The organism is Dongia rigui, assembly GCF_034044635.1.
Lineage (GTDB): Bacteria > Pseudomonadota > Alphaproteobacteria > Dongiales > Dongiaceae > Dongia > Dongia rigui.
Window position 1 is genome coordinate 755,147 of the sequence record NZ_JAXCLX010000001.1, and the last position, 22,258, is coordinate 777,404.

At 63.6% G+C, this 22,258-nt stretch carries 21 protein-coding genes; 6 read left to right on the top strand and 15 right to left on the bottom strand.

The window, feature by feature from the left end; translation table 11 throughout:
- Position 1: 1 nt before the first annotated feature.
- The 12 genes from SMD31_RS03455 to SMD31_RS03510 all read right to left on the bottom strand — a co-directional run bounded on the left by SMD31_RS03455 (position 2) and on the right by SMD31_RS03510 (position 10,240).
- The gene (locus SMD31_RS03455; protein ID WP_320499329.1) at positions 2-481 is read right to left on the bottom strand and encodes a molybdopterin-dependent oxidoreductase; all 480 of its coding nucleotides are present in this window, start codon (positions 479-481) and stop codon (positions 2-4) included.
- Between the two features lie 72 nt (positions 482-553).
- Positions 554-1,414, bottom strand: a complete 861-nt coding sequence (locus tag SMD31_RS03460) for a universal stress protein (RefSeq protein WP_320499330.1) — start codon at positions 1,412-1,414, stop codon at positions 554-556.
- 62 nt (positions 1,415-1,476) lie between these two features.
- A complete protein-coding gene (ccoS, locus tag SMD31_RS03465) occupies positions 1,477-1,650 on the bottom strand; it encodes a cbb3-type cytochrome oxidase assembly protein CcoS (RefSeq protein ID WP_320499331.1) in 174 nt (57 codons plus the stop codon).
- Positions 1,647-3,998 (bottom strand): heavy metal translocating P-type ATPase, encoded by a 2,352-nt coding sequence (locus SMD31_RS03470; protein ID WP_320499332.1) that lies wholly within the window; start codon positions 3,996-3,998, stop codon positions 1,647-1,649. The genes ccoS and SMD31_RS03470 overlap by 4 nt, the downstream gene beginning before the upstream one ends.
- Positions 3,995-4,504, bottom strand: coding sequence for a FixH family protein (locus tag SMD31_RS03475; RefSeq protein WP_320499333.1), 510 nt, complete (start codon positions 4,502-4,504; stop codon positions 3,995-3,997). Before SMD31_RS03475 ends, SMD31_RS03470 begins: the two co-directional genes overlap by 4 nt.
- Positions 4,473-5,900, bottom strand: a complete 1,428-nt coding sequence (ccoG, locus tag SMD31_RS03480) for a cytochrome c oxidase accessory protein CcoG (protein ID WP_320499334.1) — start codon at positions 5,898-5,900, stop codon at positions 4,473-4,475. Before ccoG ends, SMD31_RS03475 begins: the two co-directional genes overlap by 32 nt.
- Positions 5,901-5,933: 33 nt before the next feature.
- The gene (gene ccoP, locus SMD31_RS03485) at positions 5,934-6,800 is read right to left on the bottom strand and encodes a cytochrome-c oxidase, cbb3-type subunit III (protein WP_320499335.1); all 867 of its coding nucleotides are present in this window, start codon (positions 6,798-6,800) and stop codon (positions 5,934-5,936) included.
- On the bottom strand, positions 6,793-6,966 hold the full coding sequence (locus SMD31_RS03490) for a cbb3-type cytochrome oxidase subunit 3 (RefSeq protein ID WP_320499336.1): 174 nt from the start codon (positions 6,964-6,966) through the stop codon (positions 6,793-6,795). The genes ccoP and SMD31_RS03490 overlap by 8 nt, the downstream gene beginning before the upstream one ends.
- Positions 6,966-7,706 carry a cytochrome-c oxidase, cbb3-type subunit II gene (gene ccoO / locus SMD31_RS03495; RefSeq protein ID WP_320499337.1) on the bottom strand — a complete coding sequence of 247 codons (741 nt, stop codon included), beginning with the start codon at positions 7,704-7,706 and terminating at the stop codon, positions 6,966-6,968. The genes SMD31_RS03490 and ccoO overlap by 1 nt, the downstream gene beginning before the upstream one ends.
- 29 nt (positions 7,707-7,735) lie before the next feature.
- The gene (ccoN, locus tag SMD31_RS03500; protein WP_320499338.1) at positions 7,736-9,193 is read right to left on the bottom strand and encodes a cytochrome-c oxidase, cbb3-type subunit I; all 1,458 of its coding nucleotides are present in this window, start codon (positions 9,191-9,193) and stop codon (positions 7,736-7,738) included.
- A gap of 17 nt (positions 9,194-9,210) precedes the next feature.
- Positions 9,211-9,426, bottom strand: coding sequence for a hypothetical protein (locus SMD31_RS03505; protein WP_320499339.1), 216 nt, complete (start codon positions 9,424-9,426; stop codon positions 9,211-9,213).
- On the bottom strand, positions 9,419-10,240 hold the full coding sequence (locus SMD31_RS03510; RefSeq protein WP_320499340.1) for a DUF2189 domain-containing protein: 822 nt from the start codon (positions 10,238-10,240) through the stop codon (positions 9,419-9,421). The genes SMD31_RS03505 and SMD31_RS03510 overlap by 8 nt, the downstream gene beginning before the upstream one ends.
- 174 nt (positions 10,241-10,414) lie before the next feature.
- Between SMD31_RS03510 and SMD31_RS03515 the strand changes: the two genes are divergently transcribed.
- The 5 genes from SMD31_RS03515 to SMD31_RS03535 all read left to right on the top strand — a co-directional run bounded on the left by SMD31_RS03515 (position 10,415) and on the right by SMD31_RS03535 (position 16,894).
- Positions 10,415-11,152, top strand: coding sequence for a sulfite exporter TauE/SafE family protein (locus SMD31_RS03515; protein ID WP_320499341.1), 738 nt, complete (start codon positions 10,415-10,417; stop codon positions 11,150-11,152).
- A 57-nt stretch (positions 11,153-11,209) separates the two neighbouring features.
- The gene (locus tag SMD31_RS03520; protein ID WP_320499342.1) at positions 11,210-12,571 is read left to right on the top strand and encodes an MBL fold metallo-hydrolase; all 1,362 of its coding nucleotides are present in this window, start codon (positions 11,210-11,212) and stop codon (positions 12,569-12,571) included.
- 83 nt (positions 12,572-12,654) lie between these two features.
- Positions 12,655-13,113 carry a DUF2267 domain-containing protein gene (locus SMD31_RS03525; RefSeq protein ID WP_320499343.1) on the top strand — a complete coding sequence of 153 codons (459 nt, stop codon included), beginning with the start codon at positions 12,655-12,657 and terminating at the stop codon, positions 13,111-13,113.
- A 146-nt stretch (positions 13,114-13,259) separates the two neighbouring features.
- A complete protein-coding gene (locus tag SMD31_RS03530) occupies positions 13,260-14,114 on the top strand; it encodes a Crp/Fnr family transcriptional regulator (protein WP_320499344.1) in 855 nt (284 codons plus the stop codon).
- 89 nt (positions 14,115-14,203) lie between these two features.
- Complete coding sequence (locus tag SMD31_RS03535; RefSeq protein WP_320499345.1) at positions 14,204-16,894, top strand: bifunctional acetate--CoA ligase family protein/GNAT family N-acetyltransferase; 2,691 nt, start codon at positions 14,204-14,206, stop codon at positions 16,892-16,894.
- Positions 16,895-16,907: 13 nt separating this feature from the next.
- Here SMD31_RS03535 and SMD31_RS03540 read toward each other — a convergent pair whose 3' ends face one another.
- From SMD31_RS03540 to SMD31_RS03550, 3 genes are read right to left on the bottom strand one after another with little or no spacing between them, the layout of a single operon-like run.
- Positions 16,908-17,768 carry a class I SAM-dependent methyltransferase gene (locus SMD31_RS03540; RefSeq protein ID WP_320499346.1) on the bottom strand — a complete coding sequence of 287 codons (861 nt, stop codon included), beginning with the start codon at positions 17,766-17,768 and terminating at the stop codon, positions 16,908-16,910.
- Between the two features lie 32 nt (positions 17,769-17,800).
- Positions 17,801-18,412: a response regulator transcription factor gene (locus tag SMD31_RS03545; RefSeq protein WP_320499347.1), complete on the bottom strand. Its 612-nt coding sequence runs from the start codon at positions 18,410-18,412 to the stop codon at positions 17,801-17,803.
- The gene (locus tag SMD31_RS03550) at positions 18,409-19,569 is read right to left on the bottom strand and encodes a two-component system sensor histidine kinase NtrB (protein ID WP_320499348.1); all 1,161 of its coding nucleotides are present in this window, start codon (positions 19,567-19,569) and stop codon (positions 18,409-18,411) included. The genes SMD31_RS03545 and SMD31_RS03550 overlap by 4 nt, the downstream gene beginning before the upstream one ends.
- A 115-nt stretch (positions 19,570-19,684) precedes the next feature.
- On the opposite strand from SMD31_RS03550, the gene SMD31_RS03555 reads away from it, so the two are divergent.
- Complete coding sequence (locus SMD31_RS03555) at positions 19,685-22,255, top strand: cation-translocating P-type ATPase (protein ID WP_320499349.1); 2,571 nt, start codon at positions 19,685-19,687, stop codon at positions 22,253-22,255.
- The last annotated feature ends 3 nt before the right edge of the window (positions 22,256-22,258 follow it).

Here is a 22,258-nt window from a genome sequence, read left to right on the forward strand (position 1 = left end):
CCTATTTCAACGTCAGCTTGTCGATCTGCCAGACCGAGCGCGTATAGTAGACGTCGTGCTGGAGGACCGGATCGCTGTCATAGGGATAGATGATGAAGATCGGCCCTTTGTCGCGGACCGGCAGCAGTTCGCCGTCCATGCGTGTGGCAAGGATCACGCCGTATTTGTCGGCATCCTCGACCGGCAGATCGGCGGAGTAGTCGTTGAGCGCATGGGCCGTGATGTTGGAGCCCTTGGCTTCCACCGTGTCGAGCACCAGGCGCAGCTTTGGCCCGGTGAAGACATGTACGCCGTCATGCCATGGCGTCTTGGTCTTGATCTCGGTCTGCGTCAAGGCATCGAGCTGGGCCATGGTGAAGGCCATGCTGGGGCCTTTGCCGATGGCGCCGTCGACCGTGAGGACTGGGTCTTCCTGCGCGCATGCGACACCGCTGGCGAGCAAAGACAGGCCCAGGATGAGCGCACTGATAAGCCGGATCATATTCCGCTCCTTGCAAAAATGGCTTGCGGGAGCGTAGCGCCGAATGCTTACCGAATGGTTGTTGAGGCGTTCCTAATGCGCCAGAAGTACGGGAATTTTTGCCTCTGTCAGCATCTGCCGTGTGAGGCCGCCAAGCACCATTTCCCGCAGGCGCGTATGGCCGTAGCCACCCATGACGACAAGGCCGAAGCGACCCTCGTTGAGCGTTTCCACCAGCGCGCGCGGGGTGATGTCGTGCAAAGTGCCGACGCGTTTGGTGCGCGCTTCGATGCCGCGCTGGACCAGCCGTTCGACCAGATCCGTGGGATCTGCGCCGTCGCTTTGGCCAGCCGTCACGACCACGGCGCTGCCGCACGCGGCGAGAAGGGGCATGGCATCGCCGACGGCGCGCGCGGCTTCCAGGCTGCCGTTCCACAGGATGGCAACACTTTTGGGGTCGAGCGCGCGGAACCCCGTGGGCACGCAGAGCACGGGGCGGCCGGTGTCGAAGATCGCTGCCTCGACAACCGCTTCCTGAGCTGCGCGGGCGCCGGCCTTTGGCTGGGCAACGACAATGAAGTCAGCAAGTCGACCATGGATCGTCATGGCACCTTCATACGTGCCTTCATAGTCGCGCCACGCAGCACTGGCTTCGGGAGATCTGGCACTGTCGGCGCTGGGGCGCAAACCGTGCCGTGCGCTCCAGGCATTGAAACTGGCATGCGCCGTCTGGCGCCGCCGCTCGATATCGTGCCGGATGCCGCTGACGATGTCGGAGGAGCCTAGTCCGTTGACGCCGTCGATAAACCCGGCAAGAACCCGGTAGGGATCAAGGCGCGGATGCAGCACCTCGATATGACTGGCATGGAGGCGTGAGAGGGCAAATGCCGCTTCCAGCACGTCGTCATCTGACGACGTCCCCGTTACAACCCCCAGAATAATGCCCTTCTTCATCGGAACTCCAACGCCGGAGAGCCCATCCTAGCGGGCTGTCCCCTGCGACAAATTGATCTATGTCAGGAGTTCCGGCGGTGTTCCGGGCCGGGAACCGGCTCGTCGTCGAACAGAATGCGCTGCGCCGCGCCGTCGAGATCGTCGAACTGGCCGGAACGCATGCACCAGAGAAAGGCAAACAGGCCCAGCCCCCCCAGGCACAGCGCAATCGGGATGAGGAACAGCAGGACGGTCACGATGCCTTCTCCTTGCGCACCCGCCCCGCCCGCAGGGCGTTGAGGACAACGATGATCGACGAACTGGACATCGCCACAGCGGCGATGAGGGGCGTCACCAGGCCGATGATCGCCAGCGGCACCGCTGCAAGATTGTAGGTGAGCGAGATGGCAAGATTCTGCCGCACCAGGCGATCTGCTGCCTGCGCCGTCTGCAGCGCAAGCAGAACCGGCGCCAGATGGTCGCCCTGGAACACAAGATCGGCGGCATTCTGGGCGATGTCAGCGCCGCTGGCCGGCGCCATCGAGACGGCCGCGGCGCGCAAGGCCGGCGCATCGTTGATGCCATCGCCGATCATCAGCACGTTGCGACCCTGCACCCGCAAGGCTTCGAGGCGCGCCACCTTATCCGTCGGCAAGGCCTGGGCGTGCCAGTCAGTAATGCCAACAGTCTCGGCGCAGGCAGCAACGGTCGCCGCACGGTCGCCGGACCAGATCTCGACCGGCCCGATTTGCTTGAGCGCCGCCACGGTGGCCACCGCGTCATCGCGCAATGGATCAGCAAATTCGAAAGAAGTCGCGCGCCCTTGCGGGTCGACCAGGAAGAGCGTCATCGTCGCGGCGCCTGTGTCGGATTGGCCGGTGAAGCGCGTGCTGCCCAGGCGCCAGATTCCGTCCGGCCCTGTCCATTCCAGGCCTTGGCCCGGAATTTCACGCACACCTTCCAATGTCATCACGAGGCCAGCCGCGCGCCTTAGCGCGGCAGCGAGCGGATGGCGGCTGTGGCTGGCAATGGCCGCAGCCTTGCCGAGCCGAGCTGGATCGCTGCAGGCCGTCAGAACCGGACGACCGATGGTGAGCGTCCCCGTCTTGTCGAGCAGGATATGGTCGACGCTGCGCAAGCGTTCCAGCGCATCGGCCGATTTCAGCAGCACGCCGGCCTTCAACAGGCGCTGGCTTGCCACCACCTGGACCGCCGGCACGGCCAGCGCCAGCGCGCAGGGACAGGTGATGATGAGCACGGCGATCGCGATCAGCAAGGCGTCCTGCCACGCCATGCCGCCGATAAAGACCCATGAAAGGAATGTCACCAACGCCGTGAGATGCACCACCGGCGAATAATAACGCGCCACCTTCTCGGCAATGCGCACGAATCGCCCGCGCCGCGCCTCGGCCGCTTCCATCAGGCGGATGATATCGGCAAGCAAGGTCGCCTCGCCCACCTTCTCGACCAGGATGGTGAGCGGCGCCTCGATGTTGAGGGTGCCGGCAAAGACCCCGGTCCCCAGTTCCGCCTCGACGGGCGTGGATTCGCCGGAGATCACCTGCAGATCGATCCGGCTGTTGCCGGACAGCACCCGGCCATCGGCGGGTACACGGGCACCGGCCACCACCAGAATGCGCTGGCCGGCGAGGAGCTGACGCGGCGGCACATCGCGCATCGTCCCGTCGGCCTCGATCACGGTCGCCGCCTCGGCATTCAGGGCCAGCAACTGTTCGGCCGTCGCCCGCGCCGCCCGGCGTGCACGCATGTCCAGGAAGCGACCGATCAGCAGGAAGAACAGCAAGGTGACGGCGGAATCGAAATAAGCATGCTGCCCGCCCGTAAAGGTCTCATGCAGGCTCAAGGATGGTGCCAGGATGATAGCGAGCGAGATCGGCACATCCATATTGGTGCGTCGCGCTTTCAAAGCCCCCCAGGCGGAAGCAAAGAACGGACGTCCGGCATAAGCGACGGCCGGAATGGCGATCATGGCCGAGACCCAATGCAGCAGGTCGCGCGTCCAGGGGTCGGCCCCGAGCCAGACCGAGACCGACATCAGCATGATGTTGCCGGCGGCAAAGCCAGCCACCGCAAGGCAGCGCAACAGCGCCTTCACCTCAGCCTCGTCCTTGGCGGCAAGGCAACTGGGATCGAGGGGCACCAGGCGATAGCCCAGCGCCTGCACGCCCTCGGCCAGCGCTTCGGGCCGGCAGAGGCTCTTTTCCCAACGCAAGGTGAGGCGCCGGGTGGTCAGCGAGACCCGGGCGGATATCACCCCGGCCTGCTGCAGCAAATACTGCTCGATCAGCCAGACGCACGCGCCGCAATGCAGCCCATCGATCATCAGAGTAAGTTCAGACGTCTCGGCGTCGACCTCGCGCACCCAGGCAGCGAGATCGCCCAGCTGGTGCAGATCCTCGGGCTTGGGTCGGCGCTGGCCGGCATCGATGATACGCCGCTGATAATAGGCGGCGAGCCCCGCCTTGCCGATCAGTCGATGCGCTGCCTCGCAACCGCTGCAGCAATAAGCCGACGTGCCGATCACATCGCCGCCGCAATGGCGGCACTGGCCGCGTTCTTCCTGCTGGGCGGCCAGGTTCGTCATCGGAAATAGATCCGCTGCACCTGTTGCCACATCACGTCGCCGCGCTTGGCCTGCAGCCGCAGTTCCCAATTGCCCATCGCCTTGGGCGTGAAGTCCGTCGCATAGCGGCCATTACCCAGATCTGTCAGCGCCAGCGTGTCATCCATGCCCGCATTGGTCGGTCGGACCAGATAGGCTTCGATCTGCAGTTCCGTAACCGGTGCGCCCGTGCGGTCGGTGACCGTGACTTCCAGCTTGCGCGCCGTGTTGCCGGCGTCGCTCACCTTGGGGTCGGCATGCCAGCCGGTCTCGGCATTGGCGGCGGCCAGCGCCAGGGCCTGGTTGTAATGCAGGCCGCGTTCATAGGCGCCCTCGGTCTCGAGGCCGCTGAAGCTGCTGATCGAGGTATAGATCAGCACGCCATTGACGGCGATGACGATCAGGAAACCCAGCACGAAGAGCCCTGGGATCCACAGCGATTTGCGAACGGGCGGGCTACTTTTCAGGGCCGCGGAAGATAGCGTCATGGCTGCTGGTCTCATGCGTTGTCTGGTCTTCGATCATCACGCGAATATGGGTCGCTTCATCGTGCAGCGATTTGGCGGGCGCCTGCAACAGCAGACGGAAGGTGCCGACCGCGTCACCCGGCACGGTCACGGTATTGTCATCGACGCCGATGACTTTGAGGCGCAGATCGTCGATGCCTGTAACGGTGATGCGATAGTCGCCGGTCTGGCGGATCATGTTGAGGATCTTGATGGTGTAGCCGTTCTGGATGTCGCCATGGCTGAGCCGCACGAAGAGCGGCGAGCGGTCGGCCTGAAGCGACACGTCCAGCCGGGTGCGCAGGCTCAGCGACAGGGCCATGGCGAGGCCGATGATCATGATGACGACGGCGTAGAGTATGGTGCGCGGCCGGACGAAGCGGTGCTGCGGCTGCTGACCGGCGGCACGCTGTGCCGAATTATAGATCGAATCGTAGGTGATGAGATCCGGCGCGCGACCGACCTTCGACATGATGCCGTTGCAGGCATCGATGCACAAGCCGCAGCCGATGCAGGCCAGTTGCTGCCCGTTGCGGATATCCACCCCGGTCGGGCAGACGTTAAAGCACAGGTTGCAATCGACGCAGTCACCGAGCTTGCTGCCATCGGCCGCCAGCGCCTTCACCTTGCCGCGTGGTTCGCCGCGCCACTCTTCATAGGTGACGAGCATGGTGCGCTCGTCGAACATCGCCGCCTGGAAGCGCGGCCAGGGGCACATGTAAATACAGACCTGCTCACGCGCCCAGCCCGCCAGGAGGTAAGTGGTGCCCGTGAACAGCGCGACGAAGCCGTATTGCGTGGGCGTCGCCCGGAATGTCACGAATTCGCGCACCAAGGTGGGCGCGTCATTGAAATACATCGCCCAGGCACCGCCGGTCAGCAGCGCGATCAGCAGCCAGATCGCGTGCTTGGCCACCTTCAGCATGGCCTTGCGAGCCGAGAGCGGCTCCTTATCCAGCTTCATGCGCTTGTTGCGGTCGCCCTCGATCCAACGCTCGACCCAGAGATACAGATCAGTCCAGACGGTCTGCGGGCAGGTGAAGCCGCACCAGACGCGCCCCAGCAGCGAGGTTGCCAGGAACAGGCCGAATGCCCCCAGCATCAAAAGGCCGGCAAGATAATAGACCTCCTGCGGCCAGATCTCGATCCAGAAGAAATAACCACGCCGGCCCGGAAGGTCGAGCAGCAGTGCTTGGTCGGGGACGCCTGGTCCCCGATCCCAGCGCAGCCAAGGTGCCACGTAATAGAAACCCAGCAGCGTGACCAGAGCGATCCATTTGATCAGGCGAAAGCGGCCGAAGACACGCTGCGGATATATTTTCTCATGTGCCGCGTAAAGGGTTGGCGACTTCGGCTGCCTGGCGTCCTGAACTGTCATTTCATTCCAACTCGGGTACCTGGAAGCGGCGGCCTATTGGCCGCCACCCAGGCTGTGCACATAAACGGTCACCATTTTGATGCGGTCGTCATTGAGGCGACCCTGCCAGGCCGGCATGACGCCGTGCTTGGGCGATGTCACCTGCGCTGCAAAGGCCGCGCGATCACCGGTGAACTGCCAGATATTGTTGGTCAGCGACGGGGCACCCAGTTCCTTGTTGCCCTCGGCATTCTGGCCGTGGCAGGCCACGCAATTCTCGGCAAAGACCTTGGCACCGCGTTCTTTGCCCGCCGCATCGGCATCGCCGCCGCTCAAGGCGACGACATATTCAGCGACGTCCTTCACCTGCTCGGGCGTCAGGATGCCGTCCGCGCCAAAGCGCGGCATCTGCGACTGGCGCGTCTCGGCATCTTCGGAACGGATGCCGTGACGGACGGTCTGCTCGATCTGGGCCAGCGTGCCGCCCCACAGCCAGTTGTCATCGGCAAGAACCGGATAGCCCTTCTGCCCCTGCCCGCCAACGCCATGGCACTGCGCGCAGTTCTCGTTGAAGACGGCCTGGCCGCCGGCCAGCGAGAATTCGAGGAGCTGCGGATCCTTCGAGATGTCGTCGACCGACATGGCCGCGATCTTGTCGGTATAGACCTTCTGCGCATCCGCTGCGGCCGCCGCGTCGGTGTAGTACTCGGCATGCGAATTGTAGCCAAGGATGCCCTTGGTGTAACCCGAAAGGCTCGGCCAAGCCGGATAGAACACCGTGTAGCCGAGGCCGTAGATGATGCTGGCATAGAGCACCAGCAGCCACCAGCGCGGCAGCGGGTTGTTCAATTCCTTGATGCCGTCCCACTCATGACCGGTGGTATCAACACCGGTGGCGTCATCGCGTTCAATATTAGCCATGATGGGTGGTCTCCTCGGCGTCTTCGCGGAAGGGGATCTGGGCACAATCAGCGAAGTGTTCTTTGTTCCGTTTGCGATAGGCGTGGAAAATGATGGCGGCGAAAATGATCAGCAGCCACACCACCCACAGTTCCCGAGCGAGGCTCGACAGCAAATGCATATCCATCACTGACCTCCCTCGGCCTTGGCAGCGCCCAGCTCGGGGCGATAGGTGGTGAAGTCCACCATGCGGCCCAGCGACTGCAGATAGGCAATGATCGCATCCATCTTGGTGATCGTTGTGGGATCGCCATCGAGATCGCCGATCGCCGCCTTCGGATAGCGCTGCAGCAAGCCTTCGGTATCGGCATCCGGCGTCGCCTGGGCGGCCAGATCCGCCGCCGCATCCTTGATCATCTCGTCGCTATAGGGTACGCCGACGAGAGACAACGTCTTCAGATGGTCGGCGATGTTGGGCAGCACCAGCGGCTGCTTGGCGAGATGCGCGTAGGTCGGCATGATCGATTCCGGCACGACCGAGCGGGGATCGATGAGATGCGCCGCCTGCCAGTCATTGGAATACTTGCCGCCGACGCGGGCCAAGTCGGGACCGGTGCGTTTCGAACCCCATTGGAAGGGATGATCATAGATGCTCTCGGCCGCCAGGCTGTAATGGCCATAGCGCTCGACCTCATCGCGGAAGGGACGGATCTGCTGGCTGTGGCAGTTGTAGCAGCCCTCCGAGATGTAGATGTTGCGCCCGGCGAGCTCGAGGGGCGAAAGGGGACGAACCCCTTCCACCTTCTCGATCGTTTCGCCGATGGTGAAGAGCGGCACGATCTCCACCAGGCCGCCGATCGCCACCGTAAGCAGGATGCCGACCAGCAGGATGATGGAGTTGGTTTCGAACTTTTCGTGTTTGATCATGACAGGGTCTTTCCGTTTCAGGCCCAGGTTTACGCTCTGGCCGGCACAGCACCGGTGCTGCCGATCGCGCGTTCGTCACGCACATCACCGCGGATGGTCCGGATCAGGTTGTAGGTCATGATGAGTGACCCGACCAGGAAGAGGACGCCACCGAAGCCACGCACCACGTAATAGGGATGCATCGCGGCAACCGTTTCGACGAAGGAGTATTGCAGGAAGCCCAGGCTGTCATAGGCACGCCACATCAGGCCCTGCATGATCCCCGAGATCCACATCGAGACGATGTAGAGCACGATGCCGAAGGTCGCGACCCAGAAGTGCCATTCGACCAGGCGCAGCGAATAGAGGCGCTGACGCTTCCACAGGGCCGGCACCAGATAGTAGATGGCGCCGAAGCTGACGAAGGCGACCCAGCCCAAGGCACCGGAGTGCACATGGCCGATGGTCCAGTCGGTATAGTGGCTCAAGCTGTTGACGGCCTTGATCGACATGACCGGGCCTTCAAAGGTCGACATGCCGTAGAAGCCGACCGACGTCACCAGGAAGCGCAGGATCGGATCGGTCCGCAGTTTGTCCCAGGCGCCCGACAGCGTCATCAGGCCGTTGATCATGCCACCCCAGCTCGGCATCCACAGCATGATCGAGAAGACCATGCCCAGCGACTGCGTCCAATCGGGAAGCGCCGTGTAGTGCAGATGGTGCGGACCAGCCCAGATGTAGAGGAAGATCAGCGACCAGAAGTGAACGATCGACAGCCGATAGGAATAGACCGGACGACCGGCCTGCTTCGGCACGAAGTAGTACATGATGCCGAGGAAGCCGGCGGTGAGGAAGAAGCCAACCGCATTGTGGCCGTACCACCACTGCAGCATCGCATCCTGGATACCCGGGAACAGCGAATAGCTCTTGGTGCCGAAGAAGGATACCGGCACCGCCAGATTGCGGCCGATATGCAGCATCGCGACCGTGACGATGAAGGCGAGATAGAACCAGTTGGCCACATAGATATGCGGCTCTTTGCGCTTCATCAGCGTGCCCAGGAAGATCAGGAGATAGACCACCCAGACCAGCGTCAGCCACAGATCGACATACCATTCGGGCTCGGAATATTCCGTGCCGGCGGTGATGCCAAGGACATAGCCGCTCGCCGCCAGGACGATGAACAGCTGGTAGCCCCAGAACAGGAATTCGGCGAGAAGCGGACCACCGAACAGCGCGGTACGGCAGGTGCGCTGTACCACGTAGAGGCTCGTGGCGAAGAGAACGTTGCCGCCGAAGGCGAAGATGACCGCCGAGGTATGAAGCGGCCGCAGGCGCCCGAACGAGGTCCATTCAAGACCGAGGTTCAATGCCGGGAAAGCCAGCTGAAAGGCGATCACGACGCCGACCAGGAAGCCCACCACGCCCCAGAACATCGAGGCGAGCGTGAACATCCGCACAATCCGTTCGTTGTATGACGGCATACCGTCAACCCGAGTGAGTGCCATGGGATAGTCCTTCAATTTCAGTGCTGCGACGGGATCAGCACGGCGATGATGCGGAACAGCATCAGGATACCGAAGACGGCGAGCAGGCTGCCGAACAGCAGAAAGCCGCCACTGGCCGCATGTGCGGTCAGGAAAACCCCCAGCAATGCGATGATGCTGAGAGCAAAGACAGCGAATAGACCGGCGCCACTCCCGGCTCGCTCGGCATCGATGACATCTGTTTTTTCAGTCATTTTTCGTCTCCACCAGATCTCGATAGGCATGCCAACTGGCGTGACCGATGAGGGGCATGGTCACGACAAGGCCGATACAAAAGGTCGCAATACCGGCGACCGTGAACAGAACGATGAGGGCGCCCCAGCCGATCAGCACCCGCCAATTGACGACGGTGGCGCAGATCGAGGTGACGATGGCCTTCAAGCTGCCGCAATCGCGGTCGGTCAGCATCGGGAAGGCGACGACGCCGATGGCAAAGGCCATCACCGCCAGAACGCCGCCGACAGCCGTACCGACCATCAGGAAGGGAATGCCATCGGTCGAAAAAAGCACGGCGCCGAGGAAATGCTCCCAACTCGCCAGCTCGACATTGAAGAAGCCGGCATAGATCAGCATGGCGATCCGTTCCCACGCCAAATGCAGGAACATCATGATGAGGCCCATGGTGAAGAGCTGCCCGGCATGCGGGCGCCATGACAGGGCGATATCGACGACGTTGAGCGGCAGGCCCTTCTCCAGCCGGCGGCTGATTTCATAGAAAGCGACCGCCAGCAGCGGCGCCATGAAGAAGAAACCGGCGGCGAGCGGAAAGGCGTAGGGCCGAAGGTCGCTCTGCCAGAAGCCGAAGATCAGCAACGCACTGATGAGCGCGATGCCGATGCCGAAGAAGAGGCTGACCGAGCCAGCCCGGACGAAATCCTGCCAACCCGCCAACAGCCAGCGCCACGGCTGCTCCACCGTCACCTGATTGACCGGCAATTCCAGGTCGATCCCGATGATCGATGTGTAGCGCAGCCCTTGGGCGTCGCGCGATGTATCGGATCTTGCCATGTGCTGTCCCTCGATCCGCCTAGGCAGCCCCCCTCCGGGCTGACCTGGGATGAATCGACTCCCTTCGGTTGGAAAGCTACCTAGCTCGCGTTAATGATAGGTTGATTTAGATCAATGCCCGGCCCTACGGTTCGGCGTTCATCGCATTGACAAACTTAACGGATTGCATCGCCGATGCTGGATCTGGCCCGGGAATTGGGGGCACATTGCCTGGTTGTCGCCGGCGACCACGGCTCCATCATTCTTGCCATGTTCCTGGCCGGTCTGGTCGGCAGCCTCACCCACTGTGCCGGCATGTGCGGGCCTTTGGTCGCAGCCCAGTCGCTGGAGCGGCTGGCGGCGATGCCGATCGAAAAAAGCCAGGCCTGGCATCGACTTACCGGTGGAGCGCTCATACCATACCAGCTTGGCCGCACCACGACCTACATGATGCTGGGCGCCATCTTGTCCCTGCCCGTGACGGCGAGCCTCGACATCAACTGGCTGGCGCCGATCCTGCTGTGGCTGGCTGCGGCGATCTTCCTGTTGCAGGGGCTGCAGAAACTGGATGCCATACCGGCAGGCTGGGGCCTGAGCTATGGCGCATCTTTCGGCTTCCTGCAGCCGATGACGCAGCGCCTGATGCAGCGCCCGACCGGCACGCGGGGATACATGCTGGGCATCCTGCTGGGATTCCTGCCCTGCGGATTGCTCTATGGTGCGCTGGTGGCGGCCGCTGCCACCGGCGACCCGCTGGCCGCCGCCTTTGCGATGCTCGCCTTCGCGCTCGGTACTTTTCCGCTTTCCTGGGCGATCGGCTATGGTAGCCGGTTTGCGACGCAGCGCTTCCGGACGCGGCTGAAAGTGCCGCTTGGGCTGCTCATGGTCTTCAATGCCGTGCTGCTCGCGGCCCTCAGCCTGCAGCATCTCTGATTCCGGGCGGTCATTCGGTCCTTGGCACCCATCACAGTCACAGTCGGATAGCACAACATGCCCAAGATCACCTTCCTTGGCGGCGCTGGCACCGTCACCGGCTCGAAATACCTGCTGAGCCATGGCGGCCGGCGCATTCTCATCGATTGCGGCTTGTTCCAAGGGCTGAAGCAGCTGCGACTGCGCAACTGGGCACCCTTTCCGGTGCCGCCGGGCTCGATCGAGGCGGTCATCCTGACGCACGCCCATCTCGATCATTCCGGCTACCTCCCTGCCCTCATCCGCGATGGCTTCAAGGGACCGGTCTATGCCTCGGACGGCACCAAGGATGTCTGCGGCATCATCCTGCCGGATAGCGGCATGCTGCAGGAACGCGATGCGGAATTTGCCAACAAGCACCGCTTTTCAAAACATGAGCCGGCCCTGCCACTGTACACGGCCGAAGACGCGATGCGGGCGCTGGAGATGATCGAGGCGCTGCCCTTCAACAAGCGGCGCGAGATCGGTCCCGATACCGCCATCATCTTGCAGCGCGGCGGTCATATTCTGGGTGCCTCGATCGTGCAATGCGAATTCCAGGGCCGGAAGATCGTCTTTTCCGGCGATCTCGGGCAGTTCGGCGATCCGGTGATGGTGGACCCGACACTCATCGAGGCAGCGGATTACCTAGTGGTGGAATCGACCTATGGCAACCGCAAGCATGACACGCTGGACCCACAGGAAGCACTGCTGCGCGTCGTGAAGCAGACAGTGGAGCATGGTGGCACAGTCGTGGTGCCGGCCTTTGCGGTCGGACGGGCGCAATCGCTGCTGTGGCATCTTGACCGCCTGCGCAAAGCGGGACGGCTCGGCAATGTTCCAGTCTTTCTCGACAGCCCGATGGCGACCGATGCGACCGAACTCCTGGCCAAGCATCCAAACGACCATCGCTTGTCGGCGGCAGAATGTCGCGCTGCCTTCAGCATCGCGCGCGTCGTCCGCAGCCCGGAGGAATCGAAGGCACTGACCGCCGACCCGATGCCCAAGATCATCATTTCAGCCAGCGGCATGGCGACCGGCGGCCGCGTCCTGCACCACATCAAGCATTATGTCGGCGACCGCAACAGCACGATCCTGTTTTCGGGTTTCCAGGCCGCCGGCACGCGCGGCGCCGCCATGCTGGCAGGTGCGGAAAGCGTCAAGATCCACGGTGTCTATTATCCGGTACGCGCGCGTGTCGAGAACCTCTCCATGCTTTCGGCACATGCAGATGCGGACGGGTTGCTGCGCTGGTTGAAGGGCTTCAAGAGCGCACCGCGCCAGACCTTTATCACCCATGGCGAACCCACCGCTTCGGATGCGTTGCGCCACCGCATTGAGGAAGAACTGGGCTGGAACTGCACGGTACCCGAACAGATGCAGCGCGTGACCCTCGCTTGAACGGATTCGACTGACGGGCTGATTTACATCAAAGTCATCCGACCCCACGATCTTATGATGAGGGCGATCAAGGGAGACATGGGATGAGCAAGGACCATCTGCCCATTCTCGACAAGAGTGTCGAAGACGTTCACATGTGGCTCAACGCGCTGATGCGGCATTTGGGTCATCATGACCGGGTGCAGGCATTTCACGTGCTCAAGGCGGTGATGCATGCATTGCGCGACCGCATCGGACCGGAGAATGCGGTGCATTTTTCGGCCCAGCTGCCATTGTTCATCCGCGGCCTTTTTTTCGAGGGCTGGAAGATGAGCACGCCGCCAAGCCATGAGCGCCACCTGGCCGAGTTTCTGGACCATGTCGCCCGCAGCCTTGATGAAAATCATCGCGGCAATCTTGAAAGCAATGTCCGGGCCGTGTTCTCGGTCATTTGGGAACGCGTCGACCAGGGCGAGGTTGCCAAGCTGATGCGCATTTTTCCCAGTGAATTGCGCGTCTTGTGGCAAAGCCCGGAAGTGAGCGCGAGAATCGCCAAGGCATAGGCCGCGACACCCCGCCTCAGCGGCAAGCTGCCGCAATACGTAGGAACCCTTAGGTAGCATCCCTGACTAGGCCGGCGGCGGGACCCCGGCCTAGTCTTCCGCTTGTCCGGACCCAGAAGGGTCGGATCAAGCCAGGAGGGGATGTTATGCCTAGTCTCGCCAGCATGTCGCAGGACACAATGCACAGCCAGAATGCCGCCCTTTCGGGCGGCCGTTTGAAGCAGCCGCATCTGGCCAGTGATCACGGCATTGCCACCTCCGGCATCCAGCTGCCCCAGGCCCTGCCGAGCCTCCTCGCCAGGGGCCTCACCCCGCAGGACATGCTGCGCGTCAATGCGGCGCGCCCAACCTTCGTGACACTGGAGCCCGGTCAGTCGCTCTATTACCAGGGCGACGACTGCAACAATATCTATCTGCTGCTCGATGGCTGGGCCTTCCGCCACCAGATCTTGGAAGACGGCCGCCGCCAGATCCTCGATTTCGCCCTGCCCGGCGTCGTCTTCGGCCTGCCTGGGACCGGCATCATGACCCACAGCCTGGAAACGCTGACCGGCTGCACCTTCAGCGTCTTCACCCGCGAACGCCTTTTTGACCTGATGCGCGACGTGCCGGCGCTGGGCTTCCGCCTGCTGGAAATCATGGCCGCTGCCGAGGCGCGCGCTTTCGAGCACCTGACCAGTGTCGGCCGCCGCACCGCCAAGGAGCGCGTCGCCCATCTGCTGCTGGAATTGGTTACGCGCGCGAGCCAGACCCCGGCCATGCCGCGCGACGGCAGCATGACCCTGCCGCTGATGCTGCCGCATATCGCCGACGCCTTGGGCCTGACCAGCGAGACCGTATGCCGCGCCCTCTCATCGATGCGCAAGGACAAGATCGCCACGTTGCGGGGACAGAAGCTCGATATCCTGGACCTGAAGCGCCTGGCACATGCGGCGGGCGTCGACCTGATGGCGGACTTTCGCCACGGCACAAACGGTGAAACGCTGCGCCTCGCCTCCTGAGGCATCATCGCCCTTGCCGGGGCGCGTCATGTCCTAGCAACATGTGGGAACCATAATCGGGCTTCCACAACGCCAAGGACGAATTCGGCGTGACCATCCGCAATCTCGACAAACTGTTCCGCCCGCAATCCCTGGCCATCATTGGCGCCAGCGATCGCGCCGGCGCCATCGGCCATGTCCTTGCCCGCAACGCCCTGGCCGAGGGCTTTCGCGGCCCAGTTCATTTCGTCAATCCGAAATACCCATCCGTACTGACACGTCCCTGCGTCGCCACCATCGATGCGTTGGAGACAGCGCCGGATCTTGCCGTCATTGCCACGCCGGCAGCGACCGTGCCAGGGATCATACGGCAACTGGCGGCTCGAGGGACGCGCGGTGCGATCATCATCAGCGCCGGCTTCGGTGGCGAGGCGGGACAGGCGCTGAAGCGCGAGATGCAACTGGCGGCGCGCCCGCATCTGATGCGCCTGGTCGGACCGAATTGCCTGGGAGTGATCGCACCGACCATCGGACTCAATGTCAGCTTCGCCCACCTGTCGCCCAAGAAGGGGTCGATCGCGCTGCTGACACAATCGGGCGCCATTCTGACCTCGGCCCTTGATTGGGCCGCCGCGCGCGGCATCGGCTTTTCTCACCTCGTGTCGATGGGGGAAATGCTGGATGTCGATCTGGGAGACATGCTGGACTACCTCGCCAGCGACGGCGGCACCAGCGCCATCCTGATCTATGCCGAAGCGGTGACCAATGCGCGGAAATTCGTTTCCGCCGCCCGGCGCGCCGCGCGCCTCAAACCCGTGATCATCATCAAGGCCGGTCGCTTCGGCGAGACGGCCAGCGCCGTCGCCTCGCATACCGGGGCGCTGGCCGGCAGCGACGCCGTCTATGACGCGGTCTTCCGCCGTGTCGGTCTGTTGCGCGTCGACGATCTGGCGGAGTTGTTCGAGGCCATGGAAACCCTGGCGCTGATGGGCCCCGCCCCAGGCGACCGGCTGACGATCCTCACCAATGGCGGCGGCGCAGGCATTCTGGCGGCGGACGCGCTGGTCCGGGCGGGCGGCCGCCTGGCACCGCTCGATGCAACGGTGCTGGGGCGCCTGGACGCGGTCCTGCCCAAAGGCTGGTCGCGCGGCAACCCGGTAGACATCATCGGCGATGCCGACCCGGAACGCTACCGGGTGGCCATGGATATCCTGGCGGACGATCCGCATTGCGACGCGCTGCTGGTGCTCAACAGTCCCACCGCGCTGACCTCCAGCGACGAAGCGGCGGATGCCGTCATTGCCGGCCTCGCCGGGCGCAAGAAGCCGGTGCTGACCAGTTGGATCGGCGACCAGACGTCGCGACCGGCGCGGGCCAAGTTCGCCGCCGCGAAGATTCCCAGCTACACCACGCCGGAACAGGCGATACGCGCCTTCGGCCATATGGTGGCCTATCGCCACAGCCAGATGCTGCTCACGGAGACACCGCCCTCCCTGCCCGGCAATTTCACGCCGGACCGCGACATCGTTCGGCGGATGATCGATCAGGCGCTGACGAAGGGGCGCAGCTTCCTGACCTCGCCGGAATCGCTCGCCGTCATGAACGCCTACGGCATCAATGTTGTGACCGACGAGATCGTGGCGACGCCGCAAGAAGCGCGCCAACAGGCCGAGATGATGAGCGGGCCGCTGGTGCTGAAGCTGTTGTCACCCGACATCACCCACAAATCCGATATCGGCGGCGTGGTCCTGGGTTTGACCGATGGCGCTGCCGTCGAGGCCGCGGCGTCCGCCATGTTGGAACGCGTGACGATCCTGCGTCCGGATGCCCGGATCGAGGGCTTCACCCTGTCGCCGATGATCGATCGCAGCGCGTCGCAGGAATTGATCTTGGGCGCCGTCACCGATGCACAATTCGGGCCGGTCATCCTGTTCGGCCAAGGCGGTACGTCGGTCGAGGTGACGGCCGACCGTGCGCTTGCCTTGCCGCCGCTCAATTTGAAGCTGGCCCGCGAGCTGATTGCCGATACCCGCGTCTATCGCCTGCTGCGTGGCTACCGCGACCGGCCGGCCGCGGATCTCGACGGCATTGCCCTCGCTTTGGTGCGCGTCGCCCAGCTGATGATGGATTTCGCCGAGATCCAGGAACTCGACATCAACCCGCTGCTGGCCAATGAGCATACGGTGATCGCGCTCGACGCGCGCGTCCGTGTGGTGAAGAACGATGCCGCGCCGCAGCGCCGCCTTGCCATCCGGCCCTATCCGCAGGAACTGGAAGAGGTCATTCCAGATCCCGACGGCGGCTTGCTGCTGCTACGCCCGATCCGGCCGGAAGACGAGCCTGGCATGATCGAGGCGTTCGAGCACTTGTCATCGGAGAGTGTCGAGTTGCGCTTCTTCCGCGTCGTCACCAACCCCTCGCACCAGATGATCGCCGGCCTTACCCAGATCGATTACGACCGCGAGATGGCATTGGTGCTGACCGATGCCGACACGCCGGCAGGCGCCGTGCCGCCGATCTATGCCGATGTCCGGCTCCTGATGGATCCCGACCGGGTCGAGGCGGAATACGCGATCATCGTGCGCGACGACATGGCCGGCCGGGGCTTCGGCAGCTTGATGATGGAGCGCATCATCGCCTATGGCCGGTCCATCAACCTCGCCCGCATCACGGGCCTGGTCAGGATGGAAAATGCCAGCATGCTGGCGATCTGCCAGCGCCTGGGATTCACCCGGCGCATCGATCCGGACATGCCGGGGCTGTTCCATGTGACAAAAGAGCTGGGCGGCACGGGCAGCTGAAGGGTTTGGGCACTTACGTCGTCGCGATCAGCATGCCTTCCGCATTGCGGGGCGGGCGCAGGCCATCGGGCCGATTGGCGAAATAACGTGCTGCGAGATCGTCGGCCGAAACATAGCGCACGTCGCGAAAGCCGGCGTCTTTTGCCAGCGACAGGATCTCGTCCGGCGCGAAGAAGCTGACGAAGGGCGTGCCGCTCGCCTGGGCGCCATCGACCGCGCGCTGCAACATCGGGCGCATGTCTGCATCCGCCATGGCGAGCGGCAACAGGAACGACATGGCGAAAGTAGAACCGTGCGGCAGCGAGGCCACTTGGCGCAGAGTCGTTTTGATAGCCGCAAGCGTCAGATACATGCTGACGCCGGTCGAGGCGATCACGGCTGGACGGGCGGCGTTAAAGCCAGCCGCCTTGAGATGCGCCAACCAATCATCTCCTGCTTCGAAGTTCACCGGCACGAAATGCAGCCAGGTCGGCTGGCCGAAACCCAATTTCTCCAGGCGCTGGCGTTTCCAGGCTTGCGGTCCGGGTTGATCCACCTCGAATACGGCAACGCGCCCAGCGAGGTCCGAGCGGCGCTGGGCGAAAGTATCGAGGCCGGCGCCAAGGATGACATATTGCACGACACCGCGATCGATCTCATCCCGCAGCATGTCCTCGATGAGGCGTGCCCGACCGACGATGGCCGCGCGGAACGGCGCGATCCACTGCGGGTGCATGTCCGGCCGCTGTCGCCATTCCGCGTGTGGCGGCGCCAGTTTGAGGCCGACATCGTCTTCAAAGACATGAGGCGGTGAATCAACCTCCAGATGTTGCGCGCGCCACAGGGCGACGCGGACCGCCGTGCTGTCATAAGTGGGAAGCGGCTGATCTGGCATGGCAATCCTGCGCCGTGACTTGCGTGGGTATGCTAACTGAGCTTGAGCGCGCCCAATTCCAGCGCCATGCGTACCAGTTCCGGCAAGTTCTTCGCCTTCATCTTTTCCATGACGCGGGCGCGGTGGATTTCGACCGTTCGGATGCTGATGTCCAGCGCATGGGCGATGATCTTGTTGGCGTCGCCCGCCACCAGCAGGTCGAACACCTCGCGTTCACGCGCGGTGAGACTGTCGAGGCGGCCTTGCAGTTCGGCGCTGGCCGGGCGCAGGCGCAGGCGGTCCTGGTGCTTTTTCACCGCCGCCGCGATCGCTTCCAGGATCGCCTCATCCGTAAAGGGCTTCTCCACGAAATCGGCGACGCCGGCCTTCATTGCGGCAACCGCCAGGGGCACCTCGCCATGACCGGTCATGATAATGACGGGAACATCGATACCGGCCTTCCCCAGGGCGGCGAACAGCGCCATGCCATCCATGCCGGGCATCCGCACATCGGTCACCAGGCAATCCGGCGCCTTATCGGCGCAGCGCGCCAGGACCGCTTCGGCGCCAGGGAAGGATTCAATGGATAACCCCGCCGATTCCAGCAGGATCGACAGCGAATCTCGTACCGCGTCATCGTCATCGACAATGTAAACCAGCGTCATCCCGTCCTTCCATCCGTCTCATCGGTGATAGGCAGCGCGATATAGAAGGTTGCGCCGCGCTTCGAATTGGGGCTGGCCCAGAGCCGCCCGTTATGTGAATCGATGATGGTCTTGCAGATGGAAAGGCCAAGCCCCATGCCCCGCTCCTTGGTGGTCACGAAGGGTTGAAAGAGCTGTGCCATGACCTTCGGCGCGAGGCCCGGGCCACTGTCGCTGATCGAGATCTGCGCCGTGTCGCCACCGACGCGGCCCGTGGTAACGATGAGGTCGCGCGGCAGCGGATGCTCGCTCATCGCCTCGACACTGTTGCGGATGATATTGAAGACCACTTGCTGGATCTGCACCTTGTCGATGAGCACCGGCATTGGCTCGGTGCCCAGCACCCAGCGCACATTGATGCTGCTTTCCTTGGCGCCGACGAGGGCCAGCGCCGTCGCCTCCTCGACCACGTTGTTGAGTTCCTCGATCTGGCGCTCTGCCTCGCCACGCTGGATGAAGCTGCGCAGATGGCGGATGATTTCGCCGGCGCGGGCCGCCTGGGCCACGGCCTTTTCCATGGTCTCGGCGATCTTGGGCGAATGATTGCCCTCGGCCTGCAGCATGCGGCGGGTGGCCTGGACATAGTTGACGATCGCCGCAAGCGGCTGGTTGAGTTCGTGCGCCAGGGTCGAGGCCATCTGACCGACATCGCTGAGGCGCGAGACATGAAGCAGCTCCAGCTGCAATTCGTGCAGGCGGTTCTCTGTGAGCTGGCGCTCGGACAGGTCGCGGATGAAGCCGGTGAAGTGGCGCTTGCCGCCGATCATCGCCTCGCCCACCGACAACTCGATCGGGAAGGCGCTGCCGTCCTTGCGCTGCCCCACCACGATGCGGCCGATGCCGATGATGCGCCGCTCGCCGGTTTCCAGGTAATTGTTGATATAACTGTCGTGCCGCTCGTGATAGGGCGCTGGCATCAGGATGCTGACATTGCGACCGATCACCTCGCCGGAATCGTAGCCGAACAGCCGCTCTGCCGCCGGGCTGAAGGATTCAATGATGCCACGCTCGTCGATCACCAGGATGGCATCGGGCGCAGTCTCCAGGATCGAGCGCAAGCGCGCTTCGCGCTCGCGCAGCATTTCGTGCGTTACCGTGCCTTCGCTCTCGATCGTCATCCCTGCCCCTTTGTCGCGGAAATTGTAGTATAAGCGTCTGGCGAAAGAAATGGTCATGGATGCCGCGCCGCCGCGCTTTGAAGTGGGGTAGACCGCGCGGCGCGGAGCAGGATCGATGGAAACGCAACGTGCTGGTCCAGTGCGCGATGCAGCGGCAGGGGCCTTGGGCCTTACCCGTGCCGAAGCACAGCGCCGGCTTGAGCGCGATGGCGCCAATGAATTGCCGGGCGGTGGCACGCGCTCCGTTTGGACCATTCTGGGCGAGGTGGTCAGGGAACCGATGCTGGCGTTGCTGCTGTGCGGCGGGGGCATCTATTTCCTGATCGGCAGCCGCAGCGAAGCACTGATCCTGCTGGGCTTTGCCACCTTCTCGGTCATCGTGACACTGGTCCAGGAGACGCGTACTGAGCGGGTGCTGGAGGCCTTGCGCGACCTGTCCAGCCCGCGCGCGCTGGTGATCCGCGATGGCAAGCATCAGCGCATTGCCGGGAGCGACGTCGTGGTGGGCGATCTGGTGATCCTGGGCGAAGGCGACCGGGTGCCGGCTGACCTAACCCTCACCGAGGCAAACGATCTCCTCGCCGACGAATCACTGCTGACTGGCGAATCTCTGCCCGTGCGCAAGGCTGCGGACAATGGCGCCGCAGCGACTGATCCGACACAGCCAGGCGGCGACGATCTCGCCGCGGCTTTTTCCGGCACGCTTATCGTGCGCGGGAGCGGCACGGGCGAAGTGACGGCGACCGGTGCCCGCAGCCAGATCGGCCGCATTGGCGCCAGTCTTGCCAAGGTTCAGGTAGAGACACCGCGCCTGCAGGGTCAGACGGCAAAGCTGGTGCGCATCTTCGCCGGCATTGCCGCCCTGTGCAGCCTCACGGTCATTCTGCTCTATGGCCTCTCGCGCGGCGATTGGCTGCAGGGGATCTTGGCCGGTATCGCGCTCGGCATGTCGCTCATCCCCGAGGAATTCCCGGTGGTGCTGGCCGTCTTCACCGCGATGGGAGCCTGGCGACTGTCGCGCGGCCGCGTTCTCACCCGGCGCGCGGCCACGATCGAGACATTGGGGGCCGCAACCACACTTTGCACCGACAAGACCGGGACACTCACCGAGAACCGCATGTCGGTGACCGAATTGCGGGCCTGGAGCGGTGAGGCGCTGACGCTTGCCCGTGACGAAAAGATGCCGCTCCCCCAGCCTTTTGCGGCAATGGTGGAGATCGGCCGGCGCGCCTGCGCCGAAACCCCGTTCGACCCGATGGAAAAGGCCTTCCATGATCTCGGTCCGCGACTTGGCGCCAGCGGAACGTGGCGCTTGCGCCAAAGCTATGGCCTGCGCCCGGATCTCCTGGCCATGTCCAATGTCTGGACAACTGAGAACGGATGCGTGGTAGCCGCCAAGGGAGCGCCGGAAGCGATCGCCGAATTGTGCCGACTGGGTGCGGCGGACCGGGCAGCCTTGAAGATTCTGGTCGATGCCATGGGCCAAGGCGGCATGCGCGTGCTGGGCGTGGCGCGCGCAGATCTGGCGGCTGGTGACGTGGCCGCGCAAGAACTTCCCGAAACACAGCGCGGCTTTGCCTTCACGTTCCTCGGCCTGGTGGGCCTCACCGATCCCTTGCGCGCGGGTGTGCCGGAGGCGGTGGCGCAGTGTCGCTCCGCTGGCATCCGTGTCGTCATGATCACCGGTGACTATCCGGCGACCGCCCGCGCCATTGCCGAAAGTGCAGGCATCGACGGGGCGAACATCCTGACCGGCGCCGAGATCGACGCGCTCGACGACGCGGCGCTCGGCCAGCGTCTCGGCCAGACCGGAGTCTTCGCGCGCATCCTGCCGCAGCAGAAGCTGCGCCTGGTCGAAGCCTTCAAGGCGCAAGGCGAGATCGTCGCCATGACGGGCGACGGGGTCAACGATGCGCCGTCGCTGAAGGCCGCGCATATCGGCATTGCCATGGGCCGGCGCGGCACCGATGTAGCGCGCGAGGCATCCAGCATCGTGCTGCTCGACGACGATTTCACCTCGATCGTCGGCGCCATTCGCCTCGGCCGGCGCATCTATGACAATCTCAGGAAGGCAATGGGCTTCATCATCGCCGTGCATGTACCGATCGCGGGCCTTGCCCTGTTGCCGCTGCTGTTCGGCCTGCCGGTCCTCTTCGGACCGCTTCACATCGCCTTCCTGGAAATGGTCATCGACCCGGTATGCACGCTCGTTTTCGAGGCGGAGGAGGATGAGAACGACATCATGGGCCGCCCGCCGCGACCGCCGGAAGCGCCGCTGTTCTCGAAACCGCTCCTCGTCTGGAGTTTCCTGCAGGGATTGGTGACCTTGGCCTTGACCGGCGCCACCTTCATCGCCGCCTGGTTGAGCGGCATGGCGGGGAGCGAGATTCGCGCCCTGGTCTTTGCCATGCTGGTGCTCTCGATCGTGGCACTCATCCTGGTCAACCGCGCCTTCAGCCCGTCGCTGCGCCTGGCCCTGGGGCGCCACAACCGCGCCTTGGCCCTGGTGCTTGCCGCCGTCGCCCTGGTGCTGGCGGCAGCCATGCTGGCGCCCGCCTTGCGTGAGCTCTTTCATTTCAGCCCGCTTCACTTGGCGGATTTCGCGGCGATTTTCGGTGCGGTGGTGGTGTTGTGGCTGGGATTGGAGCGCGGCAAGAAATTGCTCGGCAGGCGTCTCGCCGGCTAGGCC